Origin of the sequence: Arthrobacter sp. NPDC093139 (assembly GCF_044754165.1) — a bacterium.
In the GTDB taxonomy this organism is placed as follows: Bacteria; Actinomycetota; Actinomycetes; order Actinomycetales; family Micrococcaceae; genus Arthrobacter.
The window spans coordinates 69,257-87,932 of record NZ_JBIVOO010000018.1; the positions used below are offsets into that span (position 1 = coordinate 69,257).

Annotated in this window: 17 protein-coding genes; 3 read left to right on the forward strand and 14 right to left on the reverse strand. The window is 65.7% G+C overall.

The window, feature by feature from the left end:
- Positions 1-97 precede the first annotated feature (97 nt).
- The 14 genes from ACIP90_RS19910 to ACIP90_RS19975 form a co-directional block, all read right to left on the reverse strand.
- Positions 98-1,030 (reverse strand): hypothetical protein, encoded by a 933-nt coding sequence (locus tag ACIP90_RS19910; protein ID WP_400581429.1) that lies wholly within the window; start codon positions 1,028-1,030, stop codon positions 98-100.
- Position 1,031: 1 nt separating this feature from the next.
- Positions 1,032-1,541, reverse strand: a complete 510-nt coding sequence (locus ACIP90_RS19915; protein WP_400581431.1) for an RNA polymerase sigma factor — start codon at positions 1,539-1,541, stop codon at positions 1,032-1,034.
- 144 nt (positions 1,542-1,685) lie between these two features.
- Positions 1,686-2,198 (reverse strand): 8-oxo-dGTP diphosphatase, encoded by a 513-nt coding sequence (locus tag ACIP90_RS19920; RefSeq protein WP_400581433.1) that lies wholly within the window; start codon positions 2,196-2,198, stop codon positions 1,686-1,688.
- Between the two features lie 25 nt (positions 2,199-2,223).
- Positions 2,224-3,315 (reverse strand): hypothetical protein, encoded by a 1,092-nt coding sequence (locus ACIP90_RS19925; protein WP_400581435.1) that lies wholly within the window; start codon positions 3,313-3,315, stop codon positions 2,224-2,226.
- Between the two features lie 2 nt (positions 3,316-3,317).
- Positions 3,318-3,788 (reverse strand): RNA polymerase sigma factor, encoded by a 471-nt coding sequence (locus ACIP90_RS19930; protein WP_400581437.1) that lies wholly within the window; start codon positions 3,786-3,788, stop codon positions 3,318-3,320.
- Between the two features lie 166 nt (positions 3,789-3,954).
- Complete coding sequence (gene xerD / locus ACIP90_RS19935; RefSeq protein ID WP_400581439.1) at positions 3,955-5,022, reverse strand: site-specific tyrosine recombinase XerD; 1,068 nt, start codon at positions 5,020-5,022, stop codon at positions 3,955-3,957.
- Positions 5,022-5,684 carry an NUDIX domain-containing protein gene (locus ACIP90_RS19940; RefSeq protein ID WP_400581441.1) on the reverse strand — a complete coding sequence of 221 codons (663 nt, stop codon included), beginning with the start codon at positions 5,682-5,684 and terminating at the stop codon, positions 5,022-5,024. Before ACIP90_RS19940 ends, xerD begins: the two co-directional genes overlap by 1 nt.
- A gap of 62 nt (positions 5,685-5,746) precedes the next feature.
- Positions 5,747-7,537 carry a CTP synthase gene (locus ACIP90_RS19945; RefSeq protein ID WP_400581443.1) on the reverse strand — a complete coding sequence of 597 codons (1,791 nt, stop codon included), beginning with the start codon at positions 7,535-7,537 and terminating at the stop codon, positions 5,747-5,749.
- Positions 7,538-7,634: 97 nt separating this feature from the next.
- Positions 7,635-9,374, reverse strand: coding sequence for a DNA repair protein RecN (gene recN / locus ACIP90_RS19950; RefSeq protein WP_400581444.1), 1,740 nt, complete (start codon positions 9,372-9,374; stop codon positions 7,635-7,637).
- A gap of 3 nt (positions 9,375-9,377) precedes the next feature.
- Positions 9,378-10,418, reverse strand: a complete 1,041-nt coding sequence (locus ACIP90_RS19955; RefSeq protein WP_400581445.1) for an NAD kinase — start codon at positions 10,416-10,418, stop codon at positions 9,378-9,380.
- 12 nt (positions 10,419-10,430) lie between these two features.
- Positions 10,431-11,243 carry a TlyA family RNA methyltransferase gene (locus tag ACIP90_RS19960; protein ID WP_400581447.1) on the reverse strand — a complete coding sequence of 271 codons (813 nt, stop codon included), beginning with the start codon at positions 11,241-11,243 and terminating at the stop codon, positions 10,431-10,433.
- A 1-nt stretch (position 11,244) separates the two neighbouring features.
- Positions 11,245-11,556, reverse strand: a complete 312-nt coding sequence (locus ACIP90_RS19965) for a hypothetical protein (RefSeq protein ID WP_400581448.1) — start codon at positions 11,554-11,556, stop codon at positions 11,245-11,247.
- A 9-nt stretch (positions 11,557-11,565) separates the two neighbouring features.
- Positions 11,566-12,555: an HAD-IIA family hydrolase gene (locus ACIP90_RS19970; RefSeq protein ID WP_400581449.1), complete on the reverse strand. Its 990-nt coding sequence runs from the start codon at positions 12,553-12,555 to the stop codon at positions 11,566-11,568.
- A 6-nt stretch (positions 12,556-12,561) separates the two neighbouring features.
- Entirely contained in the window at positions 12,562-13,479 is a 918-nt protein-coding gene (locus ACIP90_RS19975) for a hypothetical protein (RefSeq protein ID WP_400581450.1), read from the reverse strand.
- On the opposite strand from ACIP90_RS19975, the gene ACIP90_RS19980 reads away from it, so the two are divergent.
- The 3 genes from ACIP90_RS19980 to ACIP90_RS19990 all read left to right on the forward strand — a co-directional run bounded on the left by ACIP90_RS19980 (position 13,432) and on the right by ACIP90_RS19990 (position 18,558).
- Positions 13,432-14,220 carry a hypothetical protein gene (locus ACIP90_RS19980; RefSeq protein ID WP_400581451.1) on the forward strand — a complete coding sequence of 263 codons (789 nt, stop codon included), beginning with the start codon at positions 13,432-13,434 and terminating at the stop codon, positions 14,218-14,220. The two genes, ACIP90_RS19975 and ACIP90_RS19980, sit on opposite strands and share 48 nt — an antisense overlap.
- Before the next feature lie 273 nt (positions 14,221-14,493).
- Positions 14,494-16,497: a cytochrome c oxidase assembly protein gene (locus tag ACIP90_RS19985; RefSeq protein WP_400581452.1), complete on the forward strand. Its 2,004-nt coding sequence runs from the start codon at positions 14,494-14,496 to the stop codon at positions 16,495-16,497.
- Between the two features lie 81 nt (positions 16,498-16,578).
- Complete coding sequence (locus tag ACIP90_RS19990) at positions 16,579-18,558, forward strand: multicopper oxidase family protein (RefSeq protein ID WP_400581453.1); 1,980 nt, start codon at positions 16,579-16,581, stop codon at positions 18,556-18,558.
- The last annotated feature ends 118 nt before the right edge of the window (positions 18,559-18,676 follow it).

Sequence of the window (18,676 nt, forward strand, 5' to 3'; positions counted from 1 at the left end):
ACGGCGGGCCGGTCACCTTCGCGAGGTGGCCGGCCCGCCGTCATCGGAAGCCGTCGTTGCAAGCCGGCGTTGCAAGCCGTCGGCAGAAAGGGGAGCGCTAGTTGAGTGGCCGCAACTCGAGTGAAACAAGCATCCGCTTTATGTCTTGATACTCCTGCGTCTTCATGTAGGCCTTGGCCGCAACAACCGAGTCAAAGGTAAGCGCCGCCTCCCGGCCACTGGCTTCAAGCCACAATGCGTCTCCGAAATGCACGAACGGAACACCATCCGGGGCCAGGATGGTGTTGTCCAGCCCGCAGGTTTCTCTGCCGGGAGCGAGGACGATGTCACTCAACGCCATGGAGCCGTAGACCTTGTCGGACTCGATGACCCTGAACATGAACGCTGAGGGGCCGCGGGGGAACTCCTTGAGTTTCGAGGCCTTCTGCGGAATGTCCAGGACGACGGAGTCGAGAGTGTGGAAGGGCTTGGGTTCCTGGCAAACGGGCCCTCCTGCCCCGTCGTAGACCAGCCGTAGAGTTGCCATCGTTCTGCCGGCGGAATTCTTCACCTGGACAACGTTGAACGCACCCGCGTCGCTCGTCTGTGGGGATTCGGTTATCGTCCAGCCGATGGGATGCTCAAAGGTTGCCTGGCCCGTTCCGTCGGTGAAGGATTTCCAGGCGGGGGCTGGCGGCCGCACCACCGCTGGTGTGGTGGTGGACGGCGCGGGCGCAGGGCTCGTTGCCGCCGGCGTCGGCGCCTCTGACGCTGACGTGGTGGCAGCCGGTAAAGTGGCCGAGGTCAGCGGACCGAGGTTAATGGCCACGAGAACGCCCGCGGCGACAGCCGCCGCGAGCGTCAGCACGCCGGCCAACCGGGCCCGCCTCAGCCTGCGATCCGGGAAGGGCACCACACCGGCAGGAATGCTGTCGCTGGAAGCGGTCTGCTCGGACAGGATCCGGCGGAGTGCCGCTTCCCCGTCCACGGCACCGGACGGGTCATCCCTGAGAGGGTCCGTTGCGGAAATCATCTTCTTGATCGGATCCATGTCAGGCACCCATCCTCTGCTTCATCGATACTGCGCCGGCGGGCATTCTCTTGCGGAACGCGGCACGTGCACGATGCAGGCGCACCTTGGCGGCGGACTCACTGCACTGCAGCATGCCGGCGATCTCCGCTGTGTTGAGGCAGTCCCAATATGCCAGCTGGAGAATCTCCCTGTCCTGGGCACGAAGCCCCGCCATGGCATCCTCAACGGCCACCTGTTCCGACTCCCCGCCGAATTGCACCACGGCCATTGCCCTGAGCTTGTCCTGAAGTGCCCGCTGCCGGTCACGGCTACGGTAAGCATTCCCGATCAGGTTGCGGGCGATGGAGAGCAGCCAGGCGACGTCGGTCCGGTCTTCACGGTCGGATTTCTGCCACACCACCCGGAAGACATCGGCTGCTATTTCCTCTGCCTCTTCCGCGGAGGCCACCCTCCGGCGAACAAATCTTAGGACGGCCGGGTAGCTGTCCTTGTGGACCTCAATAAACGCCAGTTCGCGCTCGGAAAGCACGATGTCCCCCTAAGGTAGTGTCCTGAGCTGCACGCTACCTGTTTAGTTTCCAGCCGGTGGGCAAGAGTTACGCAAACCTCGGAAATTCCTGATCCGGCCATGGTCCCGTTGACGTCGTTCCGGATGTTTGCGGGGCATTCGCGATTAGGGGGTACCCGGGGTTTCAGGGCCCAGGTTGAGGTAGTTCCGCACGTCAAGCACCGTTTCATTGTCGTCGTTCAGAACAATGACGACGTCGATCTTCGCACCGCCCAGCGCGTGCGGAAGCCAGTGGGTGGCATCGTCCCACATGCGCTCCAGCGGCAGGGCGTCGATCCTGAACCAGGCCGGGGCGATCTCCGCGCTTTCCTCGGGCTCCCCCTGCCAGCGGCGCGTGGTGAAGAGCCTCGTGCTCATGTCCCACTCCGGACGGGCGGGAAAAACAAACTCCACCGATCCGGCGTCGAACAGGTCCTCCTCGAGAACCACTACGCCGGCTTCCTCCAGGACCTCCCGGCAGGCAGCCTCGGCATCGGTCTCCCCCGCTTCGACGTGGCCGCCCAGGCCAACGATCTTGCCGGTTCCAAAACCGGTCTTTTTGAGGCCCAGGAGCACCTCGGGCCCGTTCCCCGGGCGCTCCCGAAGAAGGAAGCACAGGGTCACGGGCACCGAAGTCATGCAGTCCAGCCTAGCGGCGCGTCCGCTATCCGTCAGAAATCCGCAGTGACATGATCATGCGTTTGGCCGCGGCGTACTCCGGTGTCCCCATATAGGCACGGGCCTCGTCCATGCCGGTGAACGTCAGGGCACCGCCCCGTTCATAATCTCCGAGGCTCATCTGCACCGCACTGGCAAACATGTAGATGCTCGAACTGGGAGGACCGTTGACCACGTTATAGATCATGCAGGCCTTCCCGTCCTGACCCCCCACCGTGCTTGTCAGCCCGTAGGAAGCCACCACGCCGCCGCCGTCAGGCATGGCACGGAAAGCGAATCTCGGGGTGACCGAATCAGGGATCTGCGGGTTGTAGGGAACGTCCACGGTGGCGAAATCCAGCACGGTATATGGCACAGGATCCTGGCGGCATGCGCCGCCCAGTCCGCCCGCTCCCCCGTACGTCAGTGTCGCCATGAGCTTGCCGGCCTGGTCCTTGACGCTAACGTTCACCATGTCCGGGAACGAGCTCGCGTTGGGTAGGATGCTCCACGTGCCCGGATGGTCGAAACTGACCGCGCCGCCTGGACTTGCATAGGTGCTCCATCCTGCCGGGAGGGGCAAGGGGGCGCTGCCGGTCGGCGTCACAATCGGAGGTGTCGGCTCGGCAGGCATCGGGGTTTCCGCCGGCGGAGCGACGGCTGTAGCTGCCGGGGCCGACTGCGCCGGCCGTGCCGGCGACGGTACAGGCGATGTGGCTGTTGCTGGGGCTGCTGCCGTGGGACCTGCCTTTACGGGTACCGTCCGCGTTGGGGTAGCTGTGGCTGACGTTTCCTGGCTGGCTGCAGGAGCCGGGGCAGAGACAGGCCTTCCCAGGTTCCCGGCCACGACGCCGCCGATGATTACCGCGGCGGCAGCCAGGCCCGCCACGGCCATCCGGAGCGCGGTCCGGCTGCTCCGGCCTGTTGCGGGCCGTGACGCCGCGGCGGAAATAAGTTCTGTTACGGGTGGCCTGGAGTCGTCGGTGACAGGCGGCCATTTGCCGCTTGCCTTGCCGGCGGCGCCTGCACTGCCACCGGGCCCGTCCGGGACCACCACGTTGGGCCGTGCTTTCTTGATGAGTTCTTCGATGCGGTCCATGGCTAGCCTTTCCTGTCCATCATCAGATGCGCCGGAACAACGCGGGCGAACGCCTTGCGCGCCCGGTGGAGCCGCACCCCGGCGGCGGACGCGGAGCAATTGAGCGTTTCAGCGAGTTCGGCCGTGGTCAGTCCATCCCAATAGCTCAGCATGAGGATCTCGCGGTCCTTTTCGTTGAGCAGCATGAGTGCCTCGGTGACGGCTGCGCGCTCTGCATCGTCCCCGTCTTGGACCGACAGCCTGGCCCGAGCCTCCAGTTGCTCGGTAAGCTGCCGGCTCCGCTGCCTGCCCCGGTATTCGTTGCCTATCAGGTTCTTTGCCGTGGCCAGCAGCCAGCCCAGGCCAGGAACATCCGGGGTGCCTTTTTCCCAGGCGACGCGGAACACGTCGGCGGTCAATTCTTCGGCCCTTGCGCCGTCGTTGACGCGGTACGCGATGTAGCGGTACACCCGCCCGAAATACTCTGAGTGCATCAACGCAAACTGATGCTCCCTGGTAGCCAACATGCTGATCCCCCTGCATACGGATGACCGTCATCCGCTAACTGTTAAGTGTCGGCGAAGGGGTGCTTTCTTACACGCACCGGCCGCGGGTTTTGGAAAGGAGGATTTGGTAATCAGCATCCGCCCCGCTCCGGATCTATCCCAGGGCCCTCGGGTGAGCCGCGGCATAGATTTCCCGGAGCGTGTCGGCGGTCACGAGCGTATACACCTGGGTGGTGGTGACGGAGGCGTGGCCCAGAAGTTCCTGCACTACCCGGACGTCAGCCCCGCCCTCGAGCAGGTGGGTGGCGAACGAGTGGCGCAGGGTGTGCGGGGACACGTCCTTGGTGATGTTGGCCTTTTCAGCGGCGGCCTTCAAAATCGTCCAGGCGCTCTGCCTGCTGATCCGCCCGCCGCGGGCATTGAGGAAGAGCGCCGGCGTGCCCTTGCCCTTAGCGGCAAGCAGTGGGCGGCCACGCACCAGGTAAGCGTCCAGGGCCCGGGCGCCATAGGACCCGAGCGGAACCAGCCGCTCCTTCGATCCCTTGCCGAACAGCCGCACTATGGCGGGTCCGTCTTCGGCCGGCTGCACCGAGATGTCATCCACGTCCAGCCCTACGGCCTCGCTGATGCGGGCGCCCGTGGAATAGAGGAATTCAAGGAGGGCACGGTCCCGCAGGCCTGTCGCAGTGTCGGTACCGGCGGCTTCGAGTATCCGGGTGACCTCATCCACGGTAATGGCCTTGGGCAGCCGCTTCCCCGGCAGGGGCGGGTGGACATCGCTGGCGGGATCCGCCGTCGTCATGCCTTCCAATGCCCAGAACTTGTGCAGTCCCCGGACGGCGACGACGGTGCGGGCCGCTGACCGAACACCCAGCGGCGTTCCGCCGTCCGAACCGTCCGACAACGCTTGGGCGAAGCCCGTCACATGGCGGCGCGTCACATCGCCGGGGCGGCTGAGGCCTTCGGCGGCAAGATAGTTGGAGTACCGCGTGAGGTCACGGCGGTAGGCGGACAGAGTGTTGGCCGCCAGTCCCCGCTCCACGCCCATGTGCTGGATGTAGTCGGTCACGGCCCGGTCGATCGCGGTTCTGGGGCGATCGGGACGGGTACGGTCAGGACTCGGGCGCACCTGAGCCTCTTCCCGGGGCTCCGTTTCAGGATCACCAGTTCCAGGATCACCAGGGGCCGGTGGGGTCTCAGCTGCTGCCGTGCCTGCGGTCATCAGCGCTGGCTGGGGTGGGCCGGCCATGGAGCGTCAGCCGGCCGCAGCCCGTCGAAGCCGTCTCCTTTCGCCGCAGCGGCTGCAAGGACTCCGACGACGGCGGAGGGGTTGTGCAGGCGCCCCTCCAGCACCGCAGCCACGGCTTCTTCGAGCGGGATCCAGTGCAGTTCAATCTCGGCTTCCTCGTCGGTGCGGAGGTGAAGCTCGTGGTGCGGCACTTCGGTTAGCCCGCGGGCAAGGTAGATGCGGATGGCTTCGCTGGATGATCCGGGAGAGTTGAAAAAGTCCGCCAGGACGTTCCAGGTGCTCGCCACGAGGTCCGCTTCCTCAGCGAGTTCGCGGGCGGCTCCCACCACAAAGTTCTCGCCCTCGACGTCCAGCAGGCCCGCGGGAATCTCCCAGAGGTCCATGCCGACCGGGTGCCGGTACTGCTTGATCAGCAGCACCTCGCCGTCGTCATTCATGGGCAGTATGGCCACGGCCCCGGGGTGGTCGATGTAGTCCCGGACCAGCGGGTTGCCGTCGTCGGTGAGCTTGAAGCTGTCGCTCACAACGTCCCAGATCCTGCCCTCGTAGACCTTTTCCGTGGACAGCAGACGGCGCGGGCTCGGAGCATCCGAAACCTGCCGTGCAGCAGGGGTGTTTTCAGAAATTCCGGGCATCGCGCCGTCCTCCATCATTGGTGCTGTGGTCTACTCTGCAGTCAGCTCTAGCCGGCAGTGAGCTAGCGGGCAGTGGCCCCGGAGGCAGCCTCGGCAGCGGGCAGCTCCGACGCTGCGGTCTGGGTCACAGGAGCAGCGGAGCCGTTGTCGGCGCTGCCGCCTTGGTGGTCCAGTGCAGCCTTGACCAGCCCGGCAAAAAGCGGGTGCGGGCGTGTGGGCCGGGAGCTGAGCTCAGGATGCGCCTGCGTGGCCACGTAGTACGGGTGTACTTCGCGCGGCAGCTCCACATATTCGACTAGCTTGCCGTCCGGAGATGTGCCGGAGAATACGAGACCCTGGGCCGCGATTTGATCGCGGTACTTGTTGTTGACCTCGTACCGGTGGCGGTGGCGTTCGCTGACGGTGGTGGTGCCGTACGTTTCGGCAATGACCGAGCCCTCGTCCAGCTTGGCTTCGTAGAGTCCAAGGCGCATGGTGCCCCCGAGGTCACCGCGGCCTTCAACGAACTCGAGCTGCTCTTCCATCGTGGCGATGACCGGGTACTTGGAGTCGGGCTCGAACTCGCTGGAGGAAGCACCCTCCAAACCGACCACGTTGCGGGCGTACTCGATAACCATGCACTGCAGGCCGAGGCACAGGCCCAGCACTGGAAGCCTGCTTTCGCGGGCGAACTTCAGGGCCCCCAGCTTGCCTTCGAGGCCGCGGATACCAAACCCGCCGGGAACACAAATGGCGTTCACACCGTCCAGCGAACGGACAGCACCTTCGTGGGTTTCGCACTCGTCGGACGGGACCCAGCGGATCTTGACCTTGGCGTCGTTGGCGAAACCGCCGGCGCGCAGGGCCTCCGTCACGGAGAGGTAGGCGTCCGGAAGGTCGATGTACTTGCCGACGAGGGCAATTTCAACTTCGTGCTTGGGATTGTGGACGGCTTCGAGCAGCTTGTCCCAGCTGGTCCAGTCGACATCCTTGAAGGGCAGGTCGAGCGCCCGGACGATGTAGGAATCCAGGCCCTGGGTGTGCAGGGTCTTGGGGATGTCGTAAATGCTGGGGGCATCGGCGGCGTTGACCACGGCGTCGATGTCGACGTCGCACATGCGGCCGATCTTTTCGCGCATCGCGTCGGGTACTTCACGGTCGGAGCGGACCACAATGGCTTCCGGCTGGATGCCGATGGAGCGCAGGGCCGCCACTGAGTGCTGTGTTGGTTTGGTCTTGAGTTCCTGCGAGGGCCCGATGTACGGGACCAGGGACACGTGCAGGAAGAAGACGTTGGTGCGGCCGATGTCCTGGCGGACCTGGCGGGCGGACTCAAGGAAGGGCTGCGACTCGATGTCGCCAACCGTGCCGCCGATCTCGGTGATGATGACGTCCGGTGCGTTCTTGCCCTCGGCGGGGAGCCGCATACGGCGCTTGATCTCGTCGGTGATGTGCGGGATGACCTGGACGGTGTCGCCGAGGTACTCGCCGCGCCGCTCTTTGGCGATAACCGTTGAGTAGACCTGGCCGGTGGTCACGTTCGCGGAGCCCTCGAGGTTTTCGTCGAGGAAGCGCTCGTAGTGTCCGATGTCGAGGTCGGTCTCGGCGCCGTCGTCTGTGACGAAGACCTCGCCGTGCTGGAAGGGGTTCATCGTGCCCGGATCCACGTTGAGGTAGGGATCGAGCTTCTGCATAGTTACAGACAAACCGCGTGCCCGCAGCAGGTGGCCGAGGCTTGACGCCGTCAGTCCCTTACCGAGCGAGGACGCCACACCGCCGGTGACGAAGATGTGTTTGGTCGTCTTGGACGAGCCCGGGAACCGGGAATTTACACGGGAATTTGATCGCTGCACCACGGAATTCGAGCCTATCATCAATTGAGCCTTCCACGGGTCGGTATCGCGCCCCCAAATGCCTCAGTCTCCCGTGTCCGGCGCCTGTGGGCAAGAGCGAGCCAAGCGCCCAGGCCGCCTAGGCCCGCTGGGGCAGCAACTTCGCGTCGTCCAGCAACTCCTGTGCATGGGCCCGGGCCGTCTCCGAGTCTTCCTGGCCTGCCAGCATCCGTGCCAGTTCCCTGACACGCTCCGGTTCGTCCAGCAGCTGGACGTCGCTGGAGGTGAACCCGGTGGCGGTGGCGCCGTCGGAGCCCCGCACTGACGTTTTGGTGACCCGGATGTGCTGGTCCGCGAAGGCGGCGACCTGGGGCAGGTGGGTGACCACGAGGACCTGGACGTGGCGGGCCAGCATGGCCAGCCGGCGCCCGATTTCGACGGCGGCGCGGCCGCCCACTCCGGCGTCCACTTCGTCGAAGACGAAAGTGGGCACGGGATCGACGGCGGCGAGCACGACTTCGATGGCAAGCATGACCCGCGAAAGCTCACCGCCGGACGCACCCTTGCCAAGCGGCCGGGCGGGTGCACCCGAGTGGGGCTGGAGCAGGAAGGAAATCTCGTCTGCGCCATAGGGGCCCAGCTGGCCGGCAGCCTCAATCTTGATCACCAGGGTGGCGTCCGCCATGGCGAGGGCCTTCAGCTCGGCACTGACCCGCCTGGAGAGTTCCTTGGCGGCCTTGGCCCGGATCTTGCTGATGGCCGCAGCCTGTTTGGTGAGCTCTGCCTCCGCCCTGGCCACCTCCGCGTCCAGGGCCTCAATCCGCGTGGAATCGTCCTGCAGCTCATCGAAGCGGACGCGGGCCTTCTCTGCCCACTCCAGAACCTCGTCGATGCTGGGCGCATACTTGCGGACCAGCTTGGCCAGGGCAGCCCGGCGTTCCTCGATCTCGGCCAGCCGCTCGGGCCCCTCCGAGTCCAGCCCGGCCTGGTAACTTGCCAGTTCCGTGGCGATGTCGTTGAGCAGGAACCCCACTTCCGCGAGGCGTGCAGCGGCGCCTCCGAGCTCTTCGTCATGCTCGGCCACGTGCTCCAGCGTCCGTTTGGCAGTATCCACCAGCGTGGTGGCATCACCGGTTTCGCCGAAGTCTTCGGCAATGAGCGCCTGGTGCGCCGTGGTCGCGGCGATGCGGAGCTCCTCGACGTTTGCCAGCTTCACGGCCTCGGCCTTGAGGGCTTCGTCCTCCCCCGGCTGCGGGTCCACGGCGTCGATCTCCGCCAGGGAGATCTCCAGCGATTCGGCCTCGCGCAGCCGGTCCCGCGCGGCACTGCGGAGCGTTTCCAGCTCCGCCAGGCTGGCCTTCCAGGAGGCGTACAGCTGTTGGAAGCCGCCGAGTGTGGCGGCCAGGGCCTCCCCTGCGAACTTGTCCAGCGCCTCGCGCTGGGCTGTGGCGCCCTTGAGCCTGATCTGGTCCGACTGCCCGTGCACCACCACGAGCGATTCACCGATTTCGGCCAGCACCCCCACCGGGGCGGCCCTGCCGCCGAGGAACGCCCGGCTGCGTCCGTCCGCCCCGAGGCGGCGGGACAGCAGCAGTTCCGCACCGCCGTCGAACTCCTCGATCTCCGCCCCGGCGTCACGGGCGCGCTCCAAGGCGACATGCCCGGAACCGAGCCTGACGACGGCTTCGGCGGAAGCGCTCTTGGCGCCGCTGCGGACGGCCCCGGCGTCGGAGCGCGCACCCAGCAGCAGCCCGACGGCGGTGACCACCATAGTCTTGCCGGCACCGGTCTCGCCGGTGACCACGCTGAGCCCTGGGCCCAGCGGCAGCGTGGCGTCTGTGATGACGCCCAGATCGCGGATTCTCAGTTCTTCAAGCATGGATCACTTCCCGGTCGGAGGATCGGTTTCTTCAGCCTGCCCGGCCAGGACCTGCCCGGCATACCCGGGCGCCGGCGGCGGTGCCATGGGCCGCGGGGTCCGGACAATCGGCACCGGGCCCGTGGTGATGGTCCCGGACTGCGGCACCGGGCCCCGCCAGCCGTGGATAGGCAGTTCGAACTTGCGGACCAGCCGCGCGGAGAACGGCGTCTGGTGGGTGCGGGCCAGGCGGACGGGCGTGGCGGAACGCGTGACCTCCACCCGGGCGCCTGGCGGGAGGTCCACCGATCGGCGGCCGTCGCACCACAGCACACCCTGCGCGTCCGTGCGGTTCAGCACCTCCACAGCCAGCCGGGACCGCGGTGAGACGACCAGGGGCTTGGCGAACAGCGCGTGGGCGCTGATGGGGACGATCAGCAGGGCTTCCACTTCGGGCCATACCACGGGGCCGCCGGCGGAGAATGCATAGGCGGTCGATCCTGTGGGTGTGGCGAGCACCACGCCGTCGCAGCCGAAGGAGGTCAGCGGGCGCTCGTCCACTTCGGTGACCACCTCAAGCATCCGCTCGCGGTTCCCTTTTTCGATAGCCGCCTCATTGAGGGCCCATGTGTGCCAGATTTTTTGTCCGCGGACCCACACCTGGACGTCTATGGTCATGCGCTCTTCCACCGTGTATTCACGGCTGGCGATCCACTCCACGGTCTGTGCGAGGTCAGCCCGTTCGCTTTCGGCCAGGAATCCCACGTGTCCCAGGTTCACGCCGAGGAGGGGAACATCCACTTCCCGGACCAGTTCCGCGGCGCGAAGGATGGTGCCGTCCCCGCCGAGCACCATGACGAGCTCCACATCGGGCAACTGGACATGGTCGTGCAGCACCTCCACAGGATGCTCCAGCTGGCCGAAAAAGCCCTCCATGTCGCCCAGTTCGGATTCCTGCATCACCGGGATGATGCCGCACGCGTGCAGCTGGGCACACGCCTCCCAGGCAGCCTTCAGGGATTCTTCGCGGCCGGTGTGGGCAAGTACCAGTACACGCCTGCTCATCGGTTCCGCTCTCTAGTGGTTTGGCCAGATTGTCCCGAGCAACGCAGCCAGGGCTGCATCCCGCTCTTCGATCTTAGGCAAGTCTTCGGCAATTCTTCGTTTTATCCACAGGAAGTATTCGACATTTCCGTCCTGCCCCGGGAGCGGGCTGGTGGCCAGTCCGCATAGTTCCAGTCCCGCATCGTGGGCAGCCCCAGCTACTTTACCGACTGCCATCCGGCGTTCGCGCTCCGACGTGACAACGCCGGTGCGGCCGAGCCGTTCCTTGCCGATCTCGAACTGCGGTTTGACCATGAGCACGAGGTCGCCGCCGGGGCTGGTGCACGCGGCCAGCGGCGCCACCACGAGGGTCAGCGAGATGAACGACAGGTCCGCTACGGTCAGCTCGGCCGTGCCGCCGATCTGGACCGGGTCCATATAACGGACATTCAGCCCTTCATGGACGCTCACCCGGGGATCGTCCCTGAGCTGCGGGACGAGCTGTCCGTGCCCGACGTCGACCGCCACCACGTGCTCTGCTCCCCGCCTCAAGAGCACATCGGTAAAGCCGCCGGTGGACGCACCGGCGTCAAGGCACCGTTTCCCGGCGACGGCGACGGCGGGAAAAGCGTCGAGCGCACCGGCCAGTTTGTGCCCGGCACGGCTGACGTACGTGTCGGTGGCGTCTTCTGCCACTGTCAGCTCGCGGTCGTCTGCGACCTGCAGCGAGGCTTTCGCGAGGACGTCCCCGGCAGACGTTACTTTGCCGTCGGCAATGAGCCGTGCGGCGTGCGTGCGGGAACGCGCCAGCCCGCGGCTGACGAGGATCTGGTCGAGTCTGGCCATGTCAGGCGGCACCGGGTCCTGCCGCGGCGGCGGACCCGCCGGCGGGCCCGGAAATATCCTCGTTCAGCGCTGCCAGCAGATTGTCATGCATCTCCGCGTAGGCGGCAGGGTGCTCGGACACCGGAAGCCCGGGGACATCCCGGACCCGGTCGAGAATTGCCTGAACTGTGCCGTCCGAGTGCGCGCCGTCCAACTGCGTGCCGTCCGTGTCCGTGCCGTCCGTGTCCGATTCGGCAAAGCCGGCCGGCGGCAGCTCAGGCCACGCAATCTGCGCGGCTGCGTCCAGCTCGGCGTCAGGATTTGGCTCTGTCATTGCACCAGTCTATTGACCGAGCCAGTCAAGCACGGGCGCTGTGGCCGTCTGAGCCTGCGGGCGGGCATTCCACCATGCGGCACAGGCCGCACGCCAGGAATCGAGGCTGTCCTTGTCGCCGCTGATGCGGACACTGTCTCCGTCCACGGAAGCTGAGGCGTCACCGCAGCGGTAAGCGCCGCCGTCGTGCTCCACGGCAGGGTACGGCTGATACAGCCCGGTGAGGTCGTCAATGAGGAAGTCAGGCCGTTCATCCGTACGGGCTGCGAGGATCGTCTCCCGGGTGTCGACGCCGGTGAGGACCGCCACGGTGGCGAAGCCGGCCCGGTTGCCGCCCAGGATGTCCGTGTCCAGCCGGTCGCCGACCACCAGCGGGCGCTCAGCCGCGAGGCGCTTGGCGGCAGCGTGGAACAGTGGGGCCTCCGGTTTGCCCGCGACGCGTGGCGTCTGGCGGGTTGCGGCAGCAACAGCCGCCACGAGGGTGCCGTTGCCCGGCGCAATCCCGCGGGCCTGCGGGATGGACATGTCCGTGTTGGTGGCGACCCACAAGGCGCCGCCGGCCACGACGTACGACGCTTCGGCCAGGTCCTTCCAGCCGATTTCGGGGTTGAAACCCTGCACGACGGCCACCGGCTTGTCCGCAGCACTGTGCACGGGCGTCAGGCCCACGAGCTCGATTTCGTGGGCCAGTGCGGGACTGCCCGTGATGAGGACGGCAGCGCCCGCCGGAAGGAGCGACGCCAGCAACTCAGCTGCCGCCTGCGACGAACTCACCACCTGGTGGTCTTCGGCCGGGGCGCCCAACTCGCGCAGGTGTGCGGCCACCTGCGCCGGGGTCCTGGACGCATTGTTGGTCACGTAACCGAGCCCGACGCCGATGCCGTCCAGGCGCTGCAGCGAATCCACGGCGCCGGGGATGGCATGGGGACCGGCGTACACCACGCCGTCCAGGTCGGACAGCAGCGCGTCGAACCGCGAAATCAGATGCGCGTCAGTCATGCGTTCCTAGTCCTCCGAGCCTTCAGGCCGGCGGACCTCGTGAACTTCAGATTCGTCATGGGCTTCGGCCTCGCCGTGCGCTTCACCGTGTGCTTCCGCCTCGGCGGCACCGTCCTCGACGTCGTCCTCATCCTCCGGTTCGGCGGAGTCGGCGTCGGATTCGGCGTCGTCGGACGAAAAGTAGTCGGTTTCGGCGTCGTCGATGTTCTCGCCCGCCGACGCGCTCTCCGCCCCGGAGGCTGCGGCCTCGGGGCTGACCTCTGCTGCCTGCTGGGCGGCAGTGGCGCGTGCCTGTTCGGGAGCAGCATCGGCTGCCGCCTGGGTTATCAGACGGCGGCGTTCGGCTTCCTCGCGGGCTTCCTCTTCCTCGTCCCAGCCAAGGTCGATGATGTCCGGCTCCTCGGAAACCCCCATCCCCAGGGCTTCCTCTGCCACCAGTGCCTGGCGCTGCCACTTGCCGGCTTCGGCTTCACGGCCGGCGGCCGTCAGTGCGTCTGCGTAGGCGCGGAACAGGCGGGGGCTGTAGGAGAAGGCGCGGTTGATGTCCAGCTGCGGGATCTCAAGCTCGGCCACGGCGGCGTCGAGCTGGCCCAGGTCTGAACGGGCACCGGATGCGACGATCGCCAGCTCCACCTTGCCGGGTGCGTCCAGGTCCTGGGCTTCCTCGGAGCGGACCACGTCCAGGGCCCGGTCCGGGCGTCCGAGTCCGCGTTCGCAGTCAGCCATGACGGGCAGGTGCACGTTGGACCCGCTGATCCGGCGGTAGGTCCGGAACTCACGGAGGGCCTCGCCGTAGTGTCCGGCGGCGTACGCCGTGAGGCCGACAGCTTCGCGGACTGCAGCGAGCCGTCCCCCGCGCCGGCTGGCAGCCAGGGCATGCTGGAAGGCGAGTTCGGGCTCTTCGTCGAGGAGACGGCCGGCCATGACGAGGTGGCGGGCCACCCATTCGGCGCTCTTGGCTTCGAGCGTTTTGATCTGGTGCTGCGTAGCGCGGTCCAGTTCCTTGCCGGTGACGTCCTCATCAATCTCGGGGGAACGCTCGCGGTCCGGGCGGTTCGCGCTGCGCAGGTCCCGTACGTTGGGGACGCGGACCGGACGGTCCTCTGCCCTGTCACGGCCGAACTGGCGCGGACCGGAGTCGCCCCGGTCAAAGCTGCGCGGCGCCCTCTCCTGCCGGTCACCAAACGGTTTGCGGTTCTCGCCGCCGCCGAAGCCGCGTCGGTCTCCCTCGCCGTCACGACGCGGACGATCACCAAACGGCTTACGCTCCCCGCCACCAAAGCTACGGCGATCACCCTCGCCCTCACGACGCGGACGATCACCAAACGGCTTACGCTCCCCGCCACCAAAGCTACGACGATCACCCTCGCCCTCACGACGCGGACGATCACCAAAGGGCTTACGCTCCCCGCCACCAAAGCTACGACGATCGCCCTCGCCCTCACGACGCGGACGATCACCAAACGGCTTACGCTCCCCGCTGGAGCCACGGCGCGGGTCGTCAGCGCCGCGTCCTTCCCTGGACCTGAATCCTCTCGGATCACCGCCGGAGTTGTTGGTCCCCCTGAATGGACCGCCCCGTGCACGGTTGCTGCCCGAATTGTCGCGGTCATGCCCGCTGCGATTGCCGCCGTTGTGCTCAGCCATGGTGGATTCCTCCTGTAGTGAGCCGACCACTGGCGCGATGCGCAGCCGCTCGTATCCGTGTTTTGTTGTCCTGCGCAACCCGATGTGAACCAACTCGGCGTCCGCTTATCTCTTGCAATTCTAGGCGAGGGCAGGTCGAGTCACTAACGTCCGGGCCGCCCGGAGGGGCCGGTGTGTATATCGTCACAGGCCGCCGTCCTGCCGTTCTGCGATCCCATGGCCTTCCCTCCACAGGGTAACTCCAAGGAGGGGTGGCGAGACTGAACACGAAAGAGGCGCCGAGGGGGGATTATGAAGCGGTCAACCGGCAGGGCAGCTGCGGCGGCGATTGTCGTCGTCGGATGCGGCCTTGTGGCCCTTGCCATTGCTTACTACGAACAGGCCGGCTCCGAGGCCGGACTGCTGACCAGGACGGGGCCGGCCGTTATTTGGGGCCTGCCCCTCGTAAAGCTCGTCTTCAATGTGGCCGCCGCGTGCACCATCGGTTCCCTGATGCTTGCGTTGTTTGCCCTGCCTCCGAAGGGAAAGGCCTTCACCCAGGCGCTCATGTTGGCGGGCATCTCCGCCGGATTGTGGACCGCAGCCAGTGTGTCCATGAGCTTCCTCACCTTTCACTCCCTCGCGAACCTGGCCTTGTTTTCCGAGGGGTCCGGAACCGCGTTCATCAGTTTTCTCATGGACCTTGACGCCGGAAGACGGGGAGCATTGAGCATCCTGTTAGCGGCTACGGTGACAGTCCTTTGTTTTATTGCCCATGGGCACCGGGAAGTTTCACTCGCGGCCCTGTTGTCATTTGCGGGGCTCGTTCCACTCGCCTTGAACTCGCATGCGACTGGCAGCGGAAGCCATCCTGACAGCGCCCTTTCCGTAGTGATGCACATGGCCGCTGCCGCAGTCTGGCTGGGCGGACTGCTGGCGCTCGTGGTGTTACGCAAGACCGTGGAGCCGGCAATGATCCCCGCGGTGGTCCGGCGGTATTCCGCTCTGGCGCTGGTTTCCTTCGTGGCCCTGGCGGTATCGGGACTTCTGGCGGGCTGGTCGGGCATCGGCACATTGACGGCGCTTGCCACCCCGTACGGAGCAATACTCGCGGCAAAGAGCGCAGCGTTCGTTGTGTTGGGGATCTTCGGGTTGCTCCACCGCAAGTGGGTCATAACCAAGCTCGAGCAGGCGCCCCACCGGGGAGCCAAGGCCTTCACTGTTCTGGCTGTGACCGAACTCGCCGTTATGGGAGCCTCGTCCGGAATGGCCGCCGCTCTTGCCCGCACACCTCCCCCGACTGTTGCCGAAACGGGCGCGGCAGAACAAACGGCCCAGATTCCTTCAGCTGTCGATGCATTCTCCGCCTGGAGGCCGGACCCGCTGTGGAGCCTCGCCTGTGGATTGGCCATCGTCCTGTACCTGGCGGGACTGCGCAGGCTCCGTTCGCGGGGAGGCAACTGGCCTGCTTACCGGACTGCCCTATGGTTGATCGGCATCGCGGTTCTTTTTGTCGTGACAAACGGTGGGCTCCACGCAGCCCAGGAATACCTCATCAGCGCCCATGTCCTGACCCAGATGAGCATGACGGCTGTTGTGCCCCTGCTGCTGGTGCCGGCGGCACCACTCAGCCTGGCGGAACAGACAATCGCACGACGGAACGACGGAAGCAGCGGCGCCGCTGAGGTCATCGACGCTGTTATCCGGCCAGTCCTGTCGGCTACGGCAGATCCCGTTGTGCCCGCGGTGGGCCTGGCAGCGACGTTGACCCTGTTGTACTACACACCACTGCTGGAGTATTCCTCGACCACCCAGTTCGGGTACGCGGCCATGACGATGCTCGCACTGCTGGCTGGCTGTCTGCTCATCACATCGGTGACCCGTGCCTTCAGCGGCCCTGCAGCGGCGGCACTGACAGGGAGGTTGCTTGCCCTCGGGGGTGCCGCGGCGTTCTACAGCTTTAACGGCTGGGCCCTTGCCCAGCAACCTGACCAGCTGCCGGATGCCCGGAGGGAGCCGTGGCAGATATCCGTGAATCCGGCCTTCGACATCGCATCCGTTGTGGACGCAGAACCCGCCGGCCTCGCCATGTGGTTGATCGGGGCGGGCAGCCTGGGCGCGGCGACCGCCGTCGTGCTTCTTTCAGCGCGCCGCAAGGCGGGCGTTCTTCCAGATGGCCGGGGACGCCATGCGGCGGCAAGGGAGCTGGTGGGAGCCTACGGGCCTGCGGCCGCTGCAAAGCCGGTCTTCGAGTCCCGGCCTGAAGGGTCCCCCCAAGCCGGTCGGGCACTAAACGACGTGCCGCTGGACCCCTAGTCCACACAAGGTTTTCGCAGGGTGGACCAACAACTCTTTATCTAAAGCATTTGGATTTTCGGCATTTCATAGGAGGTAATCATGTCAGTTTCACGCCGTCAGGCATTGCAAATCGGTGGTGTGGGCGTCATCGGAGCCTTGGGGCTGGCAGTCCCGCTCTCCTCCGTTGATGCCAAATCTGCCAGTTTGCTGGACTCCAAAAACATGCCCAGGCCGTACCAGCGAACGCTGCCCATTCCACCGGTGCTCGCTCCTAAAAGCACCACCATTGGCGCCGACGGCAAGAAGGTTCACCTTTATCAGATCGAGCAGACCGCCGGAATGGGCAGCATCGTCCCCGGGCTGAAGACGCCGATCCTGGGGTACAACGGGTTGTTCCCCGGTCCCACCATCAAGGTGAACCGGGGTGAACGAGTCACGCTGGAGATGGACAACCTGTTGCCGCTCTTCCACCCGCAGTGGGGCTATCGGCTGGACACCTCAACCCATCTTCATGGTTCGGCATCCCTGCCCCAGTACGACGGCTACGCCAATGACCTCACCGGGCGCGGACTGTGCAAGGACTACGAGTACCCCAACTTCCAGCCCGCCCGGACGCTCTGGTACCACGACCACGCCGTGCATAACACCGCACAGAGTGTGTACTCAGGCCTTGCCGGCCAGTACCACATTCACGATGAGGTTGAACGCAACCTACTTCCACAGGGAAAGTTCGACGTGCCGCTGACCATCTCTGACGCCATGTTCGCCAAGAACGGTGCACTCGGCTACAACGACAACACCCACTCCGGGCTGTGGGGCGACGTCATCCTGGTCAACGGAGCACCGTGGCCTGTCATGAAGGTCCAGCGCCGCATCTACCGCTTCCGCATCCTCAACGCCTCCATCTCACGCTCCTACCGGTTCCAGCTGGGGGCGGGGGATCCGGTCACCATGGTTGGCACCGACGGCGGCCTCATGCCTGCCGCCCAGCAGGTGACCTCCTGGCGCCAGGCCGGCGCGGAACGCTACGAGATCCTCATCGACTTCTCTAAGTACCCCGTGGGCAAGCGGGTCGAGCTGCGCAACCTGTCGAACAAGAACAACATCGACTATGACTACACCGGCAAAATCATGGCATTCGACGTGACGGGAGATCCGGTGGACACCTCCGGACCAGCCGCCAGGGTGATGCCTACCCTGCTGACCGGCAGCGCCACGATGAACCTGAAGCCGACACAGTCCGTCAAGACCAGGCACATGCGCCTCAAACGGGACCTTGATATTTGGACAATTGACGGAACGACATGGGATGAAGTCATCAAGAGCGGGTACAAGAAGGTCGTAGCCGATCCGGACCTCAACGACATCGAGATCTGGGAATTCGAAAACAGCTCCGGTGGATGGTTCCATCCCCTGCATATCCACCTGGTGGACTTCCAGATCCTTAGCCGCAACGGACGAGCCCCGTTCGCGTACGAACGCGGTCCCAAGGACGTCGTGTACGTGGGTGAGGGTGAGACGGTGCGCCTGCTCATGCAGTTTGGACCGCACCGGGGCCGGTACATGATCCACTGCCACAACCTGCCGCATGAGGACCACGACATGATGGCCCAGTTCAGCGTGGGTTATGACCCCGACGAACCTGATCCCAACGACCCCATCGAAGCGGTCAGGCCGCATCCCATCGAGGAGGTGACGACGGACGACTCAGGGAGCCCGGCGTCCACGGAGACCGCAGCACCCACCACGACAAGCCAGCCCACGCAGACGGCAGCACCAACAACCACTCAGCCGGCGGCACAGGCCGACGTTGTTACGATCACTACTGCCCGGCACCGGCTGAACAAGGACATCGCCTTCGCGGGCACGTCCCAGTACACGGGTGCATCAGCGGGGGCCAGCGTGGTGATCTATGACGTCACTCCGGGGCGCACGGCCTCGCGCCTCGGTGCCGCAGCCATAAACACGCTTGGAAACTGGTCCTGGACGACCAAGCCGGGCCCATCCCGCCAGATAACCATGGTCCGCGTGGACTCCAGCCGTGGAGGCACGGCAACGGCCAACGTACGCACCGACTGAGGGTTAGCCGCTGGGCCGGCGTTGGTTGGGTGTTTAAATGCGGGAGAGCCCCGACCGTGTGGTTGGGGCTCTCGACCGTGTAATGGTTGTCCGGCGGTGACCTACTCTCCCACACCCT

Coding starts and splice junctions, on each gene's coding strand:
- ACIP90_RS19910 (WP_400581429.1), bottom strand. CDS start 1,030: ATGGATCCGATCAAGAAGATGATTTCCGCAACGGACCCTCTCAGGGAT.
- ACIP90_RS19920 (WP_400581433.1), bottom strand. CDS start 2,198: ATGACTTCGGTGCCCGTGACCCTGTGCTTCCTTCTTCGGGAGCGCCCG.
- ACIP90_RS19925 (WP_400581435.1), bottom strand. CDS start 3,315: ATGGACCGCATCGAAGAACTCATCAAGAAAGCACGGCCCAACGTGGTG.
- ACIP90_RS19930 (WP_400581437.1), bottom strand. CDS start 3,788: ATGCACTCAGAGTATTTCGGGCGGGTGTACCGCTACATCGCGTACCGC.
- xerD (WP_400581439.1), bottom strand. CDS start 5,022: ATGACCGCAGGCACGGCAGCAGCTGAGACCCCACCGGCCCCTGGTGAT.
- ACIP90_RS19940 (WP_400581441.1), bottom strand. CDS start 5,684: ATGCCCGGAATTTCTGAAAACACCCCTGCTGCACGGCAGGTTTCGGAT.
- ACIP90_RS19945 (WP_400581443.1), bottom strand. CDS start 7,537: ATGATAGGCTCGAATTCCGTGGTGCAGCGATCAAATTCCCGTGTAAAT.
- recN (WP_400581444.1), bottom strand. CDS start 9,374: ATGCTTGAAGAACTGAGAATCCGCGATCTGGGCGTCATCACAGACGCC.
- ACIP90_RS19955 (WP_400581445.1), bottom strand. CDS start 10,418: ATGAGCAGGCGTGTACTGGTACTTGCCCACACCGGCCGCGAAGAATCC.
- ACIP90_RS19960 (WP_400581447.1), bottom strand. CDS start 11,243: ATGGCCAGACTCGACCAGATCCTCGTCAGCCGCGGGCTGGCGCGTTCC.
- ACIP90_RS19965 (WP_400581448.1), bottom strand. CDS start 11,556: ATGACAGAGCCAAATCCTGACGCCGAGCTGGACGCAGCCGCGCAGATT.
- ACIP90_RS19970 (WP_400581449.1), bottom strand. CDS start 12,555: ATGACTGACGCGCATCTGATTTCGCGGTTCGACGCGCTGCTGTCCGAC.
- ACIP90_RS19980 (WP_400581451.1), top strand. CDS start 13,432: ATGCTGGAAGGCGAGTTCGGGCTCTTCGTCGAGGAGACGGCCGGCCAT.
- ACIP90_RS19975 (WP_400581450.1), bottom strand. CDS start 13,479: ATGGCCGGCCGTCTCCTCGACGAAGAGCCCGAACTCGCCTTCCAGCAT.
- ACIP90_RS19985 (WP_400581452.1), top strand. CDS start 14,494: ATGAAGCGGTCAACCGGCAGGGCAGCTGCGGCGGCGATTGTCGTCGTC.
- ACIP90_RS19990 (WP_400581453.1), top strand. CDS start 16,579: ATGTCAGTTTCACGCCGTCAGGCATTGCAAATCGGTGGTGTGGGCGTC.